20 protein-coding genes are annotated in these 14,101 nt (G+C 72.6%); 13 read left to right on the plus strand and 7 right to left on the minus strand.

The annotated features are described in order from the left end of the window. Positions 1 to 644 (plus strand): MBL fold metallo-hydrolase (locus J7523_RS15455; protein ID WP_291888507.1); only part of this gene is annotated, 644 nt, incomplete at its 5' end. On the opposite strand, the gene J7523_RS15460 is transcribed toward J7523_RS15455, so the two are convergent. After that, positions 641 to 1,030, minus strand: a complete 390-nt coding sequence (locus J7523_RS15460; protein WP_291888510.1) for a Rid family detoxifying hydrolase — start codon at positions 1,028 to 1,030, stop codon at positions 641 to 643. The two genes, J7523_RS15455 and J7523_RS15460, sit on opposite strands and share 4 nt — an antisense overlap. 121 nt (positions 1,031 to 1,151) lie before the next feature. Between J7523_RS15460 and J7523_RS15465 the strand changes: the two genes are divergently transcribed. After that, a complete protein-coding gene (locus J7523_RS15465) occupies positions 1,152 to 1,538 on the plus strand; it encodes a YciI family protein (protein ID WP_291888513.1) in 387 nt (128 codons plus the stop codon). Continuing rightward, on the plus strand, positions 1,535 to 1,909 hold the full coding sequence (locus J7523_RS15470) for a YciI family protein (RefSeq protein WP_291888516.1): 375 nt from the start codon (positions 1,535 to 1,537) through the stop codon (positions 1,907 to 1,909). The genes J7523_RS15465 and J7523_RS15470 overlap by 4 nt, the downstream gene beginning before the upstream one ends. Positions 1,910 to 1,962: 53 nt before the next feature. Here the strand turns inward: J7523_RS15470 and J7523_RS15475 are convergent, their stop codons facing one another. Then, positions 1,963 to 2,226: a hypothetical protein gene (locus J7523_RS15475; protein ID WP_291888520.1), complete on the minus strand. Its 264-nt coding sequence runs from the start codon at positions 2,224 to 2,226 to the stop codon at positions 1,963 to 1,965. Positions 2,227 to 2,656: 430 nt separating this feature from the next. Here J7523_RS15475 and J7523_RS15480 point away from each other — a divergent pair, with 430 nt between their 5' ends. Continuing rightward, positions 2,657 to 3,088, plus strand: a complete 432-nt coding sequence (locus J7523_RS15480; protein ID WP_291888523.1) for a VOC family protein — start codon at positions 2,657 to 2,659, stop codon at positions 3,086 to 3,088. Beyond that, positions 3,088 to 3,729: a helix-turn-helix domain-containing protein gene (locus tag J7523_RS15485; RefSeq protein ID WP_291888526.1), complete on the plus strand. Its 642-nt coding sequence runs from the start codon at positions 3,088 to 3,090 to the stop codon at positions 3,727 to 3,729. Before J7523_RS15480 ends, J7523_RS15485 begins: the two co-directional genes overlap by 1 nt. Before the next feature lies 1 nt (position 3,730). Here J7523_RS15485 and J7523_RS15490 read toward each other — a convergent pair whose 3' ends face one another. Next, positions 3,731 to 4,129: a cupin domain-containing protein gene (locus J7523_RS15490; protein WP_291888528.1), complete on the minus strand. Its 399-nt coding sequence runs from the start codon at positions 4,127 to 4,129 to the stop codon at positions 3,731 to 3,733. A 23-nt stretch (positions 4,130 to 4,152) separates the two neighbouring features. After that, on the minus strand, positions 4,153 to 5,172 hold the full coding sequence (locus J7523_RS15495) for a zinc-dependent alcohol dehydrogenase family protein (RefSeq protein ID WP_291888530.1): 1,020 nt from the start codon (positions 5,170 to 5,172) through the stop codon (positions 4,153 to 4,155). A gap of 142 nt (positions 5,173 to 5,314) precedes the next feature. Between J7523_RS15495 and J7523_RS15500 the strand changes: the two genes are divergently transcribed. From J7523_RS15500 to J7523_RS15505, 3 genes are read left to right on the plus strand one after another with little or no spacing between them, the layout of a single operon-like run. Continuing rightward, on the plus strand, positions 5,315 to 6,187 hold the full coding sequence (locus J7523_RS15500) for a helix-turn-helix transcriptional regulator (protein ID WP_291888533.1): 873 nt from the start codon (positions 5,315 to 5,317) through the stop codon (positions 6,185 to 6,187). After that, positions 6,187 to 6,357 (plus strand): hypothetical protein, encoded by a 171-nt coding sequence (locus J7523_RS20630; protein ID WP_363267127.1) that lies wholly within the window; start codon positions 6,187 to 6,189, stop codon positions 6,355 to 6,357. The genes J7523_RS15500 and J7523_RS20630 overlap by 1 nt, the downstream gene beginning before the upstream one ends. Positions 6,358 to 6,380: 23 nt before the next feature. Continuing rightward, positions 6,381 to 6,761 (plus strand): DapH/DapD/GlmU-related protein, encoded by a 381-nt coding sequence (locus tag J7523_RS15505; RefSeq protein ID WP_363267130.1) that lies wholly within the window; start codon positions 6,381 to 6,383, stop codon positions 6,759 to 6,761. A 45-nt stretch (positions 6,762 to 6,806) separates the two neighbouring features. On the opposite strand, the gene J7523_RS15510 is transcribed toward J7523_RS15505, so the two are convergent. Beyond that, positions 6,807 to 7,676, minus strand: coding sequence for an AraC family transcriptional regulator (locus J7523_RS15510; RefSeq protein WP_291888536.1), 870 nt, complete (start codon positions 7,674 to 7,676; stop codon positions 6,807 to 6,809). A gap of 167 nt (positions 7,677 to 7,843) precedes the next feature. On the opposite strand from J7523_RS15510, the gene J7523_RS15515 reads away from it, so the two are divergent. Beyond that, positions 7,844 to 8,422: a hypothetical protein gene (locus J7523_RS15515; RefSeq protein WP_291888538.1), complete on the plus strand. Its 579-nt coding sequence runs from the start codon at positions 7,844 to 7,846 to the stop codon at positions 8,420 to 8,422. A gap of 4 nt (positions 8,423 to 8,426) precedes the next feature. Here J7523_RS15515 and J7523_RS15520 read toward each other — a convergent pair whose 3' ends face one another. Then, on the minus strand, positions 8,427 to 9,002 hold the full coding sequence (locus J7523_RS15520; RefSeq protein WP_291888541.1) for a hypothetical protein: 576 nt from the start codon (positions 9,000 to 9,002) through the stop codon (positions 8,427 to 8,429). Positions 9,003 to 9,013: 11 nt separating this feature from the next. Then, positions 9,014 to 10,312: a HEAT repeat domain-containing protein gene (locus J7523_RS15525; protein ID WP_291888544.1), complete on the minus strand. Its 1,299-nt coding sequence runs from the start codon at positions 10,310 to 10,312 to the stop codon at positions 9,014 to 9,016. A gap of 186 nt (positions 10,313 to 10,498) precedes the next feature. Here J7523_RS15525 and J7523_RS15530 point away from each other — a divergent pair, with 186 nt between their 5' ends. The 4 genes from J7523_RS15530 to J7523_RS15545 all read left to right on the plus strand — a co-directional run bounded on the left by J7523_RS15530 (position 10,499) and on the right by J7523_RS15545 (position 13,942). Next, a complete protein-coding gene (locus J7523_RS15530) occupies positions 10,499 to 10,945 on the plus strand; it encodes an SRPBCC family protein (protein ID WP_291888546.1) in 447 nt (148 codons plus the stop codon). Between the two features lie 576 nt (positions 10,946 to 11,521). Next, positions 11,522 to 11,878, plus strand: a complete 357-nt coding sequence (locus tag J7523_RS15535) for an FMN-binding negative transcriptional regulator (protein WP_291888549.1) — start codon at positions 11,522 to 11,524, stop codon at positions 11,876 to 11,878. A 61-nt stretch (positions 11,879 to 11,939) separates the two neighbouring features. Next, positions 11,940 to 12,302 carry a hypothetical protein gene (locus J7523_RS15540; RefSeq protein ID WP_291888553.1) on the plus strand — a complete coding sequence of 121 codons (363 nt, stop codon included), beginning with the start codon at positions 11,940 to 11,942 and terminating at the stop codon, positions 12,300 to 12,302. Between the two features lie 212 nt (positions 12,303 to 12,514). After that, positions 12,515 to 13,942, plus strand: coding sequence for a cellulase family glycosylhydrolase (locus J7523_RS15545; protein WP_291888555.1), 1,428 nt, complete (start codon positions 12,515 to 12,517; stop codon positions 13,940 to 13,942). Positions 13,943 to 14,101 lie beyond the last annotated feature (159 nt).

Consider the following 14,101-nt stretch of genomic DNA (forward strand, 5'->3'; position numbering starts at 1 on the left):
TCACGCTCGTCGACGCCGGGCTCCCCGGCCAGTGGAAGGACCTCCAGGTCGAGCTCGGCTCGCTCGGACGCTCGCTCGACGACGTGCGTGGCATCGTCCTCACCCACGGCGACAGCGACCACATCGGGTTCGCCGAGCGACTCCGGCGGCGCAACGACATCCCCGTCCTCGTCGGCCACGGCGACGCCGCACGCGCCCGCGGCGAGGAGAAGACGTCGCCGTCGTGGGGCCCGATGCGGCTCGGCCCGACGCTCGGCTTCCTCGCCTACGGGATCCGCAAACGTGCCTTGCGCACGCACCACCTCTCGGCCGTCGTCGAGGTCGACGACGGGGACGTGCTCGACCTGCCGGGCTCGCCGCGGGTGCTCGCGCTGCCCGGGCACTCCCCCGGCAGCATCGCCGTGCACGTGCCGGAAGTCGACGCCGTCTTCGTCGGTGACGGGCTGACGACGCGGCACGTCCTCACGGGCGTCCGCGGACCGGCGCCGACGCCGTTCACCGACGACCCGTCGACCGCGCTCGCGTCCCTCGACCGCATCGCCGGACTCGGTGCCCGGTGGGTGCTCCCGGGGCACGGGGCACCGTGGGACGGCGGCACCGCGGAGGCCGTCCGCCTGGTGCGCGAGGCGGCCGCCCGGGCCTAGCCCTGGATCCCGGCGACGGCCTCGATCTCGACCCTGGCTCCCAGCGGGAGGCCGGCGACGGCGACCGTCGTCCGGGCCGGGTACGGCGCGGTGAAGGCCTCCGCGTACGCCTGGTTCATCGCGGCGAAGTCGTCCATCGACGTCAGGTACACGTTGACCTTCACGACGTCGGCGAGGGTGCCGCCCGCGGCGCGCAGGACGGCGTCGAGGTTCGCGAACACCTGCCGCGTCTGCGCCGCGACGTCCCCCTCGACGAGGCGGCCCGTCGCGGGGTCGATCGGGGTCTGGCCCGACAGGTACAGCAGGCCGCCGCCCCCGGTCGCGGCGTGCGAGTAGGGGCCGATGGCAGCCGGGGCGGACGGGGCGGTCACCGTGGAACGCGTCATCCGGCCATGGTCGACGATCCGCGCGAAGAAGTTCTGCCCTAGCGTCGGATCCGGCGCGAGTCGTTCGTCGAACGGGTGAGCGACCGCTGCGCGCGGTCACCGGACACGAGGGAGCCATCTGATGACGGAGTTCTTGATCTCGTTCAACGAGGGCGCGATGGACCACATCTCCGCCGACGACATCGGGGAGGTCGGGGACGACGTCCGCGCCGTCGTCGCCGAGGCCACCGAGGCCGGCGTGTGGGTGTACGGCGGCGGACTCGACCGGCAGCGGGCCAGCATCGTCGGCACCGACGGGTCGGTCACCGACGGGCCCTACCCGGAGACCAAGGAGGTCGTCGGCGGCTTCTCCGTGGTCGACGTGGCCACCCGCGAGGAGGCGCTCTTCTGGGCCGCCAAGCTCGCCGCCGCGTGCCGGTGCGCGCAGCAGGTCCGGGAGCTCATGCCGGATCCCAAGATGGACGAGTTCCTGGCCGAGCGGGCCGCAGCCGAGGGAGCGGTCCGATGACGCAGTACCTGATCTCGTTCGACGAGGGCGCGATGGACCACATCCCCGCCGGGGACTGGGAGGACGTCGGCAACGACGCGCACGCGGTGGTCCGGGAGGCCGTCGAGGCCGGCGTGTGGGTCTACGGCGGCGGGCTCGAGCGGCAGCGGGCCAGCATCGTCGGCACGGACGGGTCGGTCACCGATGGCCCGTACCCGGAGACCAAGGAGGTCATCGGCGGGTTCTCCGTCATCGAGGTGGCCACCCGCGAGGAGGCCCTGCACTGGGCCGCCAAGTTCGCCGCGGCCTGCCGGTGCGCGCAGGAGGTTCGGGAGCTCGGCGACCCCGAGCGGGACCCGTCGGCGGTCGAGAGGGCGACGGCGACGTCGTGACGCCCGCCGGGGAGGCGAGGCGGCTCTCGCCTCATCTCCCCGGACCGGGCACCCTACGCAGGCACCGTCGCGCGGAGCCGCGAAAGCGCGCGACCGACCGAGTCGCGATTCTTCGACGCCTTGATCCAGGCCGGCAGCCGGCTCGCGACCGACGCGTTGCCGGGCTCCTGCTCACGGAGGCCGGCGGCGACGTACCGCTCGAGATAGTCGAGGTGGGCCTCGTCGTAGGCCCACAGCACGTGGCCCTCGCACGGGGTCTGCAGCCAGAGGTCGAGCCCGCGGAACCGCGGGACGTCAGGTCCGCTGTCGCGGTCCACCCGCAGCACGGCGTGGCGGGTGACGGTCCCGCAGCAGTCGCAGCGCACCGGTACGGGTCGGACGGTTCCCCGGCCCTTCCGCGCGGCGGCCGCCCGGCGTCCGCACCCGGCGCACCTGCCGCGGACGACCACCGTGAAGGGGGCGTCGGGCGCCAGCGAACCGTCGCCCTGACGGGCGAACCCGCACGCGGAGCATCCAACCCGCGAACCCGTCGCGACGGCCGGGCCGCCGCACCGTGGGCAGCGCACGAGCACCCGGGACACCCGGAGGTAGCGCAGCGGCTCGTCGCGATCGTTGAACCGTCGGTGTTCGACCACGCAGCGATCCTGCCCGGTTCCCGGTCGACGGAGGTCTCGACAAGGTCTTGACCCGACACTTGTTTTTTGCAAGTGTCCCTCTCATCCACGAAATGCGCAGGGAGGAACCGTCATGACCGCGATGTTCGTCAACCTGCCGGTGAACGACCTGGAGCGCGCCAAGGCGTTCTACACGGCCGTCGGCTTCACGCTCGACCCCGTCCGCTCCGACCACAACGCCGCGTGCTTCGTCGTCGAGGAGGACCACAGCTACGTCATGGTGCTGCTGCGCGAGTTCTTCCAGACGTTCACCGACCGCACCATCGGCGACCCGGCAGTGCACCCGACGGCGTCCGTCGCCGTGTTCCTCGACAGCCGCGACACGGTCGACGCGGCCGTCGCCGCCGGGATCGCCGCGGGCGGCACCGAGGAGCAGCCCGCCTCCGACTACGGGTTCATGTACCAGCGCCAGCTCATCGACCCGGACGGCAACTTTCTCGACCTCGGCTTCGTCGACCCGGCCGCGCTCGCGCAGCAGTCGGACGCCGTCGCGCAGCAGGCCTGATGGCGTCACGCGAGTACGGGCAGTACTGCGGCATCACCCGGGCGCTCGAGCTCGTCGGTGAGCGCTGGGCGCTGCTCATCGTCCGCGACCTGCTCGTCGGGCCGCGCCGCTACGGCGAGCTCGCCGCGGGGCTCCCCCGCATCCCGAGCAACATCCTCGCGGCGCGCCTGAAGGAGCTGCAGGCCGCCGGCATCCTGCGCAGGGTGCCGCGGCTGCGGATCGTCGTCTACGAGCTGACCTCGTACGGGCGCGAGCTCGAGCCCGTGGTGCTCGCCCTCGGCGCGTGGGGGTTCAAGGCGATGGGCGAGCCGCGCGACGAGCAGGTCCTCACGCCCGACGCGATGACCATCACCCTGCGGACCGCGTTCCGGCCGCAGGTCGCCGCCGACCTGCCCGCGACGGCGTACGCGGCGCGGCTGGGGCTCGACCGCCTGCTCGTCCGAGTGGACGGGCCGACCCTCGCCGTGACCCGCGACTACGGTCCGGTGGACGTCGAGTTCACCACCGGACCGGCCATCCACCGCGTCATCTCCGGCCAGCTCGCGCCCGACCGGGCCATCGCGACGGGCGCGGTGAAGGTGCTTAGGGGGCGCGGCGAGCTGCTCGACCGGTTCGCGAGCACCTTCCACCTCGCCGCCTGACTCAGGGCTGGGTGTAGTCGCCGTCGGCGACGTGCTCCAACCACGTGACGACCTGGCCGTCGTCGTCCGCCTGCTGCATCGCGACGTGGGACATGAACCGGTCGGGCGTGGCGCCGTGCCAGTGCTCCTCGCCGGGCTCGATGACGACGACGTCGCCCGGACGGATCTCCAGGACCTCGCCGTCGCGCGTGCCGACGTAGCCGATGCCGTCGGTCACGTAGAGCGTCTGGCCCTTCGGGTGCCGGTGCCAGGCCGTGCGGGCACCCGGCGCGAACCGGACGTGGGCGGCGCCGATCGCGGAGTCGTCGCCGGGGTTGCGGATGCCGTCGAGCCAGACGGTCCCGGTGAACCAGGCGGCCGGGCCGGCGGCGGTCTGGCCGCCGCTGCGCGTGAGCCTCATCGTGTTGTTCCTCTCGGTCGACGTCAGAACGTCAGCAGCACCTTGACGGCCCGGCGCTCGTCCATCGCCTCGTACCCCTCCGCGGCCTTCTCGATCGGAAGGGTGAGGTCGAAGACCTTGCCGGGGTCGATCGTGCGGTCCCAGATGAGCTCGATCAGCTCGGGCAGGAACCGCCGGACGGGCGCGGGACCGCCGTGCAGGTGGACGCCCGAGAAGAACAGCTCGTCGCCGGGCAGCGCCACGTCGTGCGCGACACCGACGTAACCGACGTGCCCACCCGCCCGCGTCGCGCGGATGGCCTGCATCATCGACTCCTGCGTGCCGACCGCCTCGATCGTCGAGTGCGCACCGAGCCCGCCGGTGAGCTCCTTGATGCGGGCCACTCCCGCGTCGCCGCGCTCCTCGACGACGTCGGTCGCGCCGAACTCACGGGCGAGCGCCTGTCGGTCGGCGTGCCGGGACATCGCGATGATCCGGTCGGCGCCGAGCTGTCGGGCGGCGAGCACGCCCAGCAGGCCGACCGCACCGTCGCCCACGACCGCGACCGTCTTGCCCGGTCCGACCTCCGCGGCGACGGCCGCAAACCAGCCGGTGCCGAGCACGTCGGACGCGGCGAGCAGCGACGGGATCAGACCGTCGTCGGGCATGCCCGGGGTCGCGACGAGCGTGCCGTCCGCGTGCGGGATCCGGGCGTACTCCGCCTGCGCGCCGGGGACCGCGCCGGGCCCGCGGTGGACGCAGTGCGTCTGGTAGCCGGCCTGGCAGATCTCGCACGTGTTGTCGGACGAGAAGAACGACCCGACGACGAAGTCGCCGACCTTCACGTCGCGCACCGCGGACCCGATCTCCTCGACCACGCCGACGTACTCGTGGCCCATCGGCTGGTGGTCGACCTCGTCGGCCCCGCGGTACGGCCACAGGTCCGACCCGCAGATGCAGGTCGCGGCGAGCTTGATGATCGCGTCGGTCGGCTCGACGATCGTCGGCCGCTCGGTCTCGTCGACCCGGACGTCGCCGGGGGCGTGCATGACGACTGCGCGCATGGTGGAGCGCCTCTCTGTCGGGGGATGCCACCAGCGAACCCCCAGGCTCCCGCTGCCGGGAGTCCCTGGCGTTCCGTGTACTGGCAGTGCACCCCACGACGTGGCCTCCCTCGTCGCTCGCTCCCGGCCTACCGTCGAGAGCATGGACAACCGAGCGGACGTGCGGGAGTTCCTCATGTCGCGACGCGCGAAGGTCACCCCCGAGGCGGCCGGCGTGGTCGGCGGCGCCCACCGGCGCGTGCCGGGGCTGCGGCGCAGCGAGGTCGCGATGCTCGCGGGCGTCAGCGTCGAGTACTACGCCAAGCTCGAGCGTGGGGCGATCGCCGGGGCGTCGTCGTCGGTGCTGGACGCCCTCGCCCGCGCGCTGCAGCTCGACGACACCGAGCGCGCGCACCTGTTCGACCTCGCGCGCGCCGCCGACGGCATCCCCTCCTCGGGCCGCACCCGGCGCCGCGCCGCCTCGTCGGCGACACCGCGGCCGAGCCTGCAGTGGGCACTGTCGGCGATCACCGACGGGGTCGCGTTCGTGCGCGACCAGCGCCAGGACGTGCTCGCGACCAACGCGCTGGCGCGCGCGTTCTACTCGCCGGTCATCGGCGACGGCGGCCGGACACCCAACCTGGCGAGGTTCCAGTTCCTCGACCCCGCCGCGCACGACTTCTACCCGGACTGGGACCTGTTCGCGGAGATGTGTGTCGCGATCATGCGCGCCGAGGCTGGCCGCGACCCGAACGACAAGGGGCTGCAGGACCTGGTCGGCGAGCTGTCGACCCGCAGCGACGTGTTCCGGCGGCTGTGGGGCGCGCACGACGTCCGGACCCACGGCGCCGGCACCAAACGGTTCCACCACCCCGTGGTCGGGGACCTCACGCTCGCCTACGAGGAGCTCGCCATCACGGCCGAGCCGGGCCAGGTGCTCATGGTCTACACCGCCGAACCGGGCTCGCCGTCGGCCGAGCGACTGCGCCTGCTCGCGTCGTGGGCGGCATCCACCGCCCTCCCGACGGAGTCTTGATGGAGCTGCAGGACTTCCTCGACCACGTCGCCCGCGGTGCCGTGATCGAGGGCGGGTCGGAGCAGCACGCCTTCATGCACGGCGCGGCGCAGGACGCCCTCCGGGTCGTCGCCGAGCTGAACGCGGCTACCGCACGCCCGACGAGGTCCGCGCCCTGCTGTCCCGGCTGACCGGGCGGGCGGTGCCCGAGTCGGTGACGCTGTTCCCGCCGTTCCACTGTGAGTTCGGCAAGAACCTCACGTTCGGCGAGGACGTGTTCGTCAACATGGGCTGCCGCTTCCAGGACGCCGGCGGCATCACGCTCGGCGACGGGACGCTCGTCGGGCACGGCACCACGATCGTGACCCTCAACCACGCCGTCGACCCTGCGCGTCGCGCCGACATGGTCGCCGCGCCCGTCGTGATCGGGCGCGAGGTGTGGCTCGGCGCCGCCGTCACCGTCGTGCCCGGCGTGACGATCGGCGACGGCGCCATCGTCGGTGCCGGCGCGGTCGTCACCAAGGACGTGCCCGCGAACAGCGTGGTGGCCGGCGTCGCCGCCCGCGTCGTGCGCACGACGGGCTTCGACGCCTGACGTCGACCGCCGCCTGATTGCCGGACGGGTAAGCGCCGTCGCGCGTCAGGCGCCCTCGACCGGCAGCCAGAGCTCGACCGTCGCGGTCTTGAAGTCGTCAGCCCGGTCGAGCACGGCGACGACCTCCGGGCCGGGCCGCAGGCGCCACGGGTTCGACGGGAACCACTCGGTCGCCGTCGCCGCCCACAGCGTCTGCAGCGTCTCCGGGTACGGACCGGCCACGCGGAAGACGGCCCACGAGCCGGCCTCGACCGGGATCACGTCGAGGTCGTCAGGGACCTCCGCCGCGTCCGACAGGGCGACGCCGTGCAGGTACGTCAGCTCGGTCCCCTCCCGTCGGTCCGGGTCCAGGTCGGTGCTCACCGCGAGCAGCCCGTGCGGCTCGGTGTCGCCCAACGCCTTCAGACGACCGTGCTCCTGCGGCGGCAGCGACGCGACGTGCTGCTGGATGGCGGGATTGACCCCCGCGTGCACGAGCGGCACACGGACGGCGTGCCCCACGAGGCGGAAAGCGGGCCGGGAGACGAGTCGGACGTCCATGGGTGATGCTCCTTCGACGGTCAGGCGGAACCTGAGGCGTGGCTGGGACCGGAAGGGGCCACCGTCGCGCCGGGCCTGGCCCGGGCTGACGCCGTGCACGGCCTGGAACGCCCGCCCGAACGCCTCCGCCGAGCCGTACCCGAACCGCACGGCGATGCTCAGCAGGTCGTCCTGCCCGGCGACGACGTCCGCCGCGGCGACCGTCATGCGCCGCCGTCGGACGTACTCGGACAGCGGCATGCCCGCGAGCGACGAGAACATCCGACGCAGGTGGTACTCGGTAGTGCCGAGCGCGGCGGCGAGCCGGGGGACGTCGAGGTCCTCGGTCACGTCGTCCTCGACGAGGTCGACGAGCCGGTTGAGCCAGGCGATCACTGTGGCCTCCTTCCGACGACCAGCCTGACGTCCATGGCTGCCGCTCGACCCGATCATCGTGGCCCGGTGCGATCAGGACGACGCCAGACCCCGTCCGGGATGGCAGGGTGGACCAGGGCGTGGCGACGACGCCGCTCGGTGCACGACCTGCCTGGTGAGGTGAGCTCGTGGACGTCGACTGGGAGTCGGTCCGGAACTGGGCCGGCACGCTCGTGGTGGCCGTCTCGGCCCTCGTCGCGGTCGTGTCGTACCGACGCAGCCTCTACGACCGCAAGCGTGAGCAGGCTTCCCGGGTCGCGGCCTGGTTCGAGCGACCACCCGCACCCACGCTCGTCGCCGACACCGAGCGCGCCTACCGGGCCGACGTGCCCGTGCGGCTCCACGTCGCGAACCGGTCGGACGGACCCGTCTTCTCGGTGTCCGTCGTCTACTCGCTCCCCGAGGTCACCGCGCCGACCGGCGGCCCTCCGCCTGAACCTCGCCGGGAGCTGACCGTCCCGGAGATCCCCGCGGACACGGTCGCGCAGGCCGACGTCGTCATCCCCTTCTACGGCGAGCTCGGCCCGGACGTCGCGCTCGACGACGGGCGTGCACCGTGGATCACGCTCGCGCCCGTGACGGTCCGGTTCACCGACGCGCTCGGGCAGCGCTGGCTCCGTGCGGGCAGCCGGCCGGTGCGACGGCAGCGGCGATGGTTCGAGGAGCCGGAGACGACCCGGCTGCACCTGCCCGTCCGTCCCCGCTGACGGCTCACTCGCCTGCCGGCGGACCGGAGCGCCGCCACCACCTCCGCCGGCCGCGCGGGTGAGCCTCGACGAGAGGCGTCAGGGCCGGCACGGAGGCGCGGACGGCGGCGTACGTGTCGACGAAGCGGCGGAGCTCGGCGTCGTACTGGCCGCGGTCGAAGACAAAGGGGCCGCCGGCGAAACGGATGTCGTCCTCGCCGTCCTCCCACCCGACGTCCCAGCCGAAGTCTCGCCAGACGACGGTCTGCTCCGAGCGGTCCATGACCGCCGACACGGCTCCGCACCCGACGTCGCCGCAGGCGGGGCACACGTACAGCAGGACGCGGCCGCTGGTCAGCTGCGGTACCCGCTCACCGGCGAGCTCGAGGGCGCCGTCGACGCCTGCGGTCGGCCAGTTGTGGACCAGGACCGGGACGTTCTCGCCCGCGGGACCGAGACCGGCCACGTCGAGGCGCCGGTCCTCCGGATCCGTGAACTCGACGAGCTCGCGCAGCGGACGACCGTCAACCGTCAGCTCCCAGAAGGCGAGCCCGAACCTGTCGGCGCTGCGCGCGGGGACGAGCGTCAGCCGGTTCGTCATGGCGCATGGTGTCATCTCCGGCGCCGGCGCGGCGCGCCGATCGAGCTCCCGCTGGGAACGCCGGCACGTGCGCGCAGGTACGACCTCGTGACGTCGACCGCCCAACCCGAGACGGCGTCGTCCGCCTTCTCGTGACCGCTCGGTGTCCACGCGACCGCGACGTGCGTGGCCGCACTCTCGTCGCGCAGCAGCGCCGGGAGCTGCCAGGTCAGCCCGTTCGCGACCCACGTCACCCCGAACGGGCCGTCCCAGTCGACCAGCCCCCGCCACGACGGAGGTTGGAGCCCGGCCTCAACCCCCTCGGCGAACGCCTGGTCGTCGGGTCCGCCGATCGCGAGCACGTACCCGTCGTCCTCGAACCCGGTCGTCGCGAGGCGCTCGTCGCCGTCGGGGCTCCCCTCGAGGACCTCCGGCAGAAGTGCGGAGACCGTGATCGGAGCCGTGTCGGCACGTGCGTGCAACCGCCACTCGACGCCCCAGCACGTGCACCGCGGGTGTCCCAGGACGTCGTTCTCCCACGTGTACGGCACCACCAGCGCGTCGACCACGAGGTCACCGCTGTCCCATCGTGCCGTCCGTGCACCCGAAGGCAGGAGTGACGTCGCGCTCGGCATCCCGAGCACATCCCCGCAGGTCACGCTGAGCACGAGCGGCCCCAGCGGCGTCGCGATCCGTTCGCCGCTGTGCGCGCGGGCCATCTCGCGCACCTGAGGATCGGGGTCCTCGGCGAGCGAACGGGCGACGCGGAGCGCACGCGCGGGGTCGACGACGAAGCCGTCCTCGGCCACCAGGGCGTAGAGCGCGAAGTGACGGACCTCGCCGTCCGCGTCGTGGGTCAGATGCTCGAGCGCGTCGATCACCTCGGCGGCCGGGGCGTCCGGGTCGGTCAGGTACGGCAGCTGGAAGGCGACCGTCACCCGGACGCCGTCGTCGGGGTGGTCGAGCCGGCGCAGGAACTCGTCGAGCGCCTCGGTCGCGCCGTTGAGTGCGAGCGCCGCCAGGAGGCTGCGCTCCGTCGCGGGGTCGTCCTCGCGGTCGAGCAGGGCGAGCAGATGCGGGACCACCCGGTCGCTGAACGGGCGCCGGCCCGCGTCGTCGGCGGGGCCCAGCTCGCGCAGGACGAGGATCCCGAGGTCCCGGACATCGGGGTCGTGGTCGACGCTCCAGGCAAGCGCCAGGTCGAGGACCTGGTCGGTCGCCCGGCTCTGCAGCTCCACCACGTGGGGCCACGGTGCGTCTGCGTGGTCGTCGCGCACCTCGTCCAGCGCGGCAGCGACGAGCGCGTCGAGCGGCAGGTCCGACGGGTTCACGGGGTCACCGTAGACGTCGTCGCGCGGCAATCGTGGCGGCGTGCGGCCACACAGTCGGGACAGGTCAACTCCGCCGTCGCACGTGCCGATGCGTTCCGGGTGGGAAACGGCGGCTGGCGGGACGGGCTGGAGGCGCGTTGGGACGCGCGCCGCAACCGAGCGAGCGCCGACGGCCCCGGAGCGCCCGTGCCCCGCATCCAGACGAACGCCTCACGCGTGATCGGCGCGCCGCGCGCGGACGTCTGGGCCGTTGCTGCCACACCGGACTGCGAGGAGGACCCAGGGTTGTGCCAGCACATCGTCGGCGCACCTAAGTCCGGCGTGGGGGCAAGGCACGTCATTCTCGGTCCGCCCGCACCTCCACACGGGATCCGCACGGTGATGTTCAGCGAAGTGGTCGCCGAGCTGGACGGCCACTGGCGCTCCGTGCAGACGCACGGCGGTGCATGGGAGCACGAGGAGACCTGGTTCTTCACTGACGCACCCGACGGCGAGACCCTCGTGCGCATCAGCGGCTGGCACCTCCGTCCGTCCGTACCGGCAGCGCGCAGTTCGTCCTATCAGGCGGCGCTCGACAAGCTCGCCATGGACGCGCTGGACCGACTGGCCGACCGGGTCGCCGCCCAGCACTGACGGATCTCGGCCCCCTGCTGACATGCTGCCCGGCATGACGCTTCGGGAGTCCCTCCCCCACGCCTGGGTGACGATCGGCGTGCCCGGCACCGACCACGCCACCGGGACGTACTTCGCCTATCCCGCCGACCGCCTGCCGCCGGTGCCTCGCGCCGTGTCCGAGGGCGACGGGTTCGGGTGGCTGCGCGAGCTCCCGACGATCGGCCCGGGGATGACGCCCGGCGAGCACGACGTGTCGACGACGCCGTCCTCCCGGGAGGGCGTCGAGAGCCTGCTCCGGGCGGTCGACGCCCCGACCGCCTTCGACCAGCTCCCAGCCGACCTCCGCGCGTTCGCCACCGATCCTGACCTGCACCGGCGACTGTTCAGCGCGACGGACGCGTACGTGGACGCCGGCGAGCACCTCGAGCGCGTCCCGGGCGGTTACCTGCTGCACCTGGTGTCCGACTCGCAGTGGGTCGTGCACTGGCTCGCGTACATCGGCGACGACGGGTCGACGGGCGTCGTGTGTACCTCCGACCCTCTGGGATACGCCGACGACGACGAAGCGCCGCCGCGGGGCGAGGACGAGTCGACGTGGGTTGCCGCAGCGTCGCCGAGTTCGTCTGGCGGTGGTGGGCCGACCACGTCACGGCTCACCTGTACGGGACGCCCGAGATCCTCAGCGACGAGGAGAACTACGCGGTGCTGTCGCGGCTCACCGACCACTTCGAGGGTGACCGTCCCGGTGCCCGCCATCTGTCCGAGGACGAGGCCGGGACCCGGCGCACGGCCAGGGGGACCGTCGGGCTGCGCATGCGCGTCGACCGGTTCGACGCGCGCGCGAAGCTCAGCCAGAACAAGCCCGCGCACGTGCAGGACCGCATCGTCGACGAGCTCTCGACGAAGAACCCCGAGCTCGCCGCCGAGATGCGCAGGTCCCGCGACGGTTGAGGCCGACCGGTCACTCTCCCAGCGGTAGCGACGGTGCCAGAGACCCGTCGACACTGCCGCCGTGGACGACGCACACGAGGTCACCCTGTCGGTGCGTGACTGGAAGCTGATCGACGGCACGATCGACAACTCCGTCGCCCTCGCGGCGGTGGACGGCGACGACGAGCGCAGCGGGAGCGGCACCCGGGTGCGCCAGGCGGGATGGGCGGCCGCCAGGTCTCACCCTGACGTCGCAGCGGGGTCGATGGGCTGGCCGCTGGACGGCGCGAGCCTCACCGTCCGGCTTCCGGCCGCGGACTGGTCGTTCGTCCTGGCAGAGATCGCCAGGTGGGCCGAGGTGGAGGAGCGCCTCGGCGACGTCGAGGAGCGCGACGAGTCCCTGCGCCTCGCCCAGCTTCTGCGCACGAACCTCGCGGACGGATAGCCGCGCGCACGGCGCCCGAAGCGCGAAACGTTTCGAGCGCCTGCCGCCCAGAGCCCCCATCACTAGCGTCGGACCGCGCATCCACGGCGGCCGGCCCGGACGCGATGCAGGCGCCGACGCCCACTGCGAGGGCCGGCGCCCGGCACGCGTCCACTGCTCGTCCGGAGAGCCGGGTCCCGCCGCCCGCGCACACCACCACGACGAGGAGACTCATGGGAAAGCGCACCAGGGTGGCCGCCCTGCTGTCCGCGGCCCTGCTCGTGACGACGGGGGTCGGCGCCATCGCCGCCACGTCGGCGCAGGCGGCCGCCGGCTGCAAGGTCGAGTACACCGTCACGAACCAGTGGAACGACGGCTTCGGCGCGAACGTCGTGCTCACGAACCTCGGGGACGACGTCAACGGCTGGACGGTCGGCTGGACGTTCCCGTCGGGCCAGAAGGTCACGAACCTCTGGAACGGCACGGTCACGCAGTCGGGCAGCACGGTGTCAGTGAAGGACGCCGGCTGGAACGCGTCTGTCCGCAAGGGCGGCACGGCGAGCTTCGGGTTCAACGGGACCTGGAGCGGCGCCAACGCCGTGCCCACCCAGTTCACCCTCAACGGCACCGCGTGCACGGGCTCGACGACGAGCACCCCCACGCCGACGCCGACGACCCCGACCCCGACGCCGACCACCACGACGACGCCCCCGCCCCCCACGGGCACGACGCCGCTCGCCATCAACGGCCAGCTGCACGTCTGCGGCACCAACCTCTGCAACCAGTACAACAAGCCGATCCAGCTGCGTGGCGTCAGTACGCATGGGCTCCAGTGGTTCCCGTCCTGCTACAACACGGCGTCGCTGGACACGCTCGCGAACGACTGGAAGGCCGACGTCCTGCGCATCGCGATGTACGTCAACGAGGACGGCTACGTCACGAACCCCGCGGCGTTCACGGCCAAGGTGAACGACCTCGTCGACCAGGCCGAGGCGCGCGGCATGTACGCGATCATCGACTTCCACACGCTCACGCCCGGTGACCCGAACGTGAACCTGGACAACGCGAAGACGTTCTTCAAGAACGTCGCGACCCGCAACGCGAACAAGAAGAACGTCATCTACGAGATCGCCAACGAGCCCAACGGCGTCTCGTGGGACCAGATCCGCACCTACGCGAACCAGGTGATCCCGGTCGTGCGCGCGGCTGACTCCGACGCGGTGGTCATCGTCGGCACGCGCGGCTGGTCGTCGCTCGGGGTGTCGAACGGGTCGAGCTCGGCCGAGATCGTGGCCAATCCGGTCAACTTCCCGAACATCATGTACACGTTCCACTTCTACGCGGCGTCCCACACGGACACCTACCGCAACGAGGTCCGGAACGCGGCGAGCAAGCTCCCGCTCTTCGTGACCGAGTGGGGCACGACGAGCGCGACCGGCGGTGGCACCGTCGACATCGCGAGCTCGACGACGTGGCTCGACCTGCTCGACTCGCTGAAGATCAGCCACGTCAACTGGACGTACTCCGACGCGAACGAGTCCAGCGCCGCGTTCAAGGCGGGCACGTGCTCGGGCTCGAACTACGGCACGTCGCAGCTGTCGCAGTCCGGCCAGTTCGTGCGCAGCCGCATCATGACGGCGGACAGCTTCCCGACGAGCTGACGTCACCCGCCGCGCGTCCCGCCGCCGCCGACTCCCCTCCGGCGGCGGCGGGACGCGCCACGTCGTCCGCGCGCGGTTGCCCTGACGGGCAGCGTTCGCGCACCGAACCCTTTCGTATCCGCCTCCCGCCCTAGGGTGCACAGCACCGACCCTGGGAGG

It is taken from the genome of Cellulomonas sp., from assembly GCF_017744555.1.
GTDB lineage: Bacteria > Actinomycetota > Actinomycetes > Actinomycetales > Cellulomonadaceae > Cellulomonas.

What these genes read in the sequence shown, in the direction of transcription:
- J7523_RS15460 (WP_291888510.1), bottom strand. Translation starts at nt 1,030, where the DNA reads ATGACGCGTTCCACGGTGACCGCCCCGTCCGCCCCGGCTGCCATCGGC.
- J7523_RS15470 (WP_291888516.1), top strand. Translation starts at nt 1,535, where the DNA reads ATGACGCAGTACCTGATCTCGTTCGACGAGGGCGCGATGGACCACATC.
- J7523_RS15500 (WP_291888533.1), top strand. Translation starts at nt 5,315, where the DNA reads ATGGACAACCGAGCGGACGTGCGGGAGTTCCTCATGTCGCGACGCGCG.
- J7523_RS20630 (WP_363267127.1), top strand. Translation starts at nt 6,187, where the DNA reads ATGGAGCTGCAGGACTTCCTCGACCACGTCGCCCGCGGTGCCGTGATC.
- J7523_RS15490 (WP_291888528.1), bottom strand. Translation starts at nt 4,129, where the DNA reads ATGAGGCTCACGCGCAGCGGCGGCCAGACCGCCGCCGGCCCGGCCGCC.
- J7523_RS15545 (WP_291888555.1), top strand. Translation starts at nt 12,515, where the DNA reads ATGGGAAAGCGCACCAGGGTGGCCGCCCTGCTGTCCGCGGCCCTGCTC.
- J7523_RS15480 (WP_291888523.1), top strand. Translation starts at nt 2,657, where the DNA reads ATGACCGCGATGTTCGTCAACCTGCCGGTGAACGACCTGGAGCGCGCC.
- J7523_RS15485 (WP_291888526.1), top strand. Translation starts at nt 3,088, where the DNA reads ATGGCGTCACGCGAGTACGGGCAGTACTGCGGCATCACCCGGGCGCTC.
- J7523_RS15495 (WP_291888530.1), bottom strand. Translation starts at nt 5,172, where the DNA reads ATGCGCGCAGTCGTCATGCACGCCCCCGGCGACGTCCGGGTCGACGAG.
- J7523_RS15465 (WP_291888513.1), top strand. Translation starts at nt 1,152, where the DNA reads ATGACGGAGTTCTTGATCTCGTTCAACGAGGGCGCGATGGACCACATC.
- J7523_RS15520 (WP_291888541.1), bottom strand. Translation starts at nt 9,002, where the DNA reads ATGACGAACCGGCTGACGCTCGTCCCCGCGCGCAGCGCCGACAGGTTC.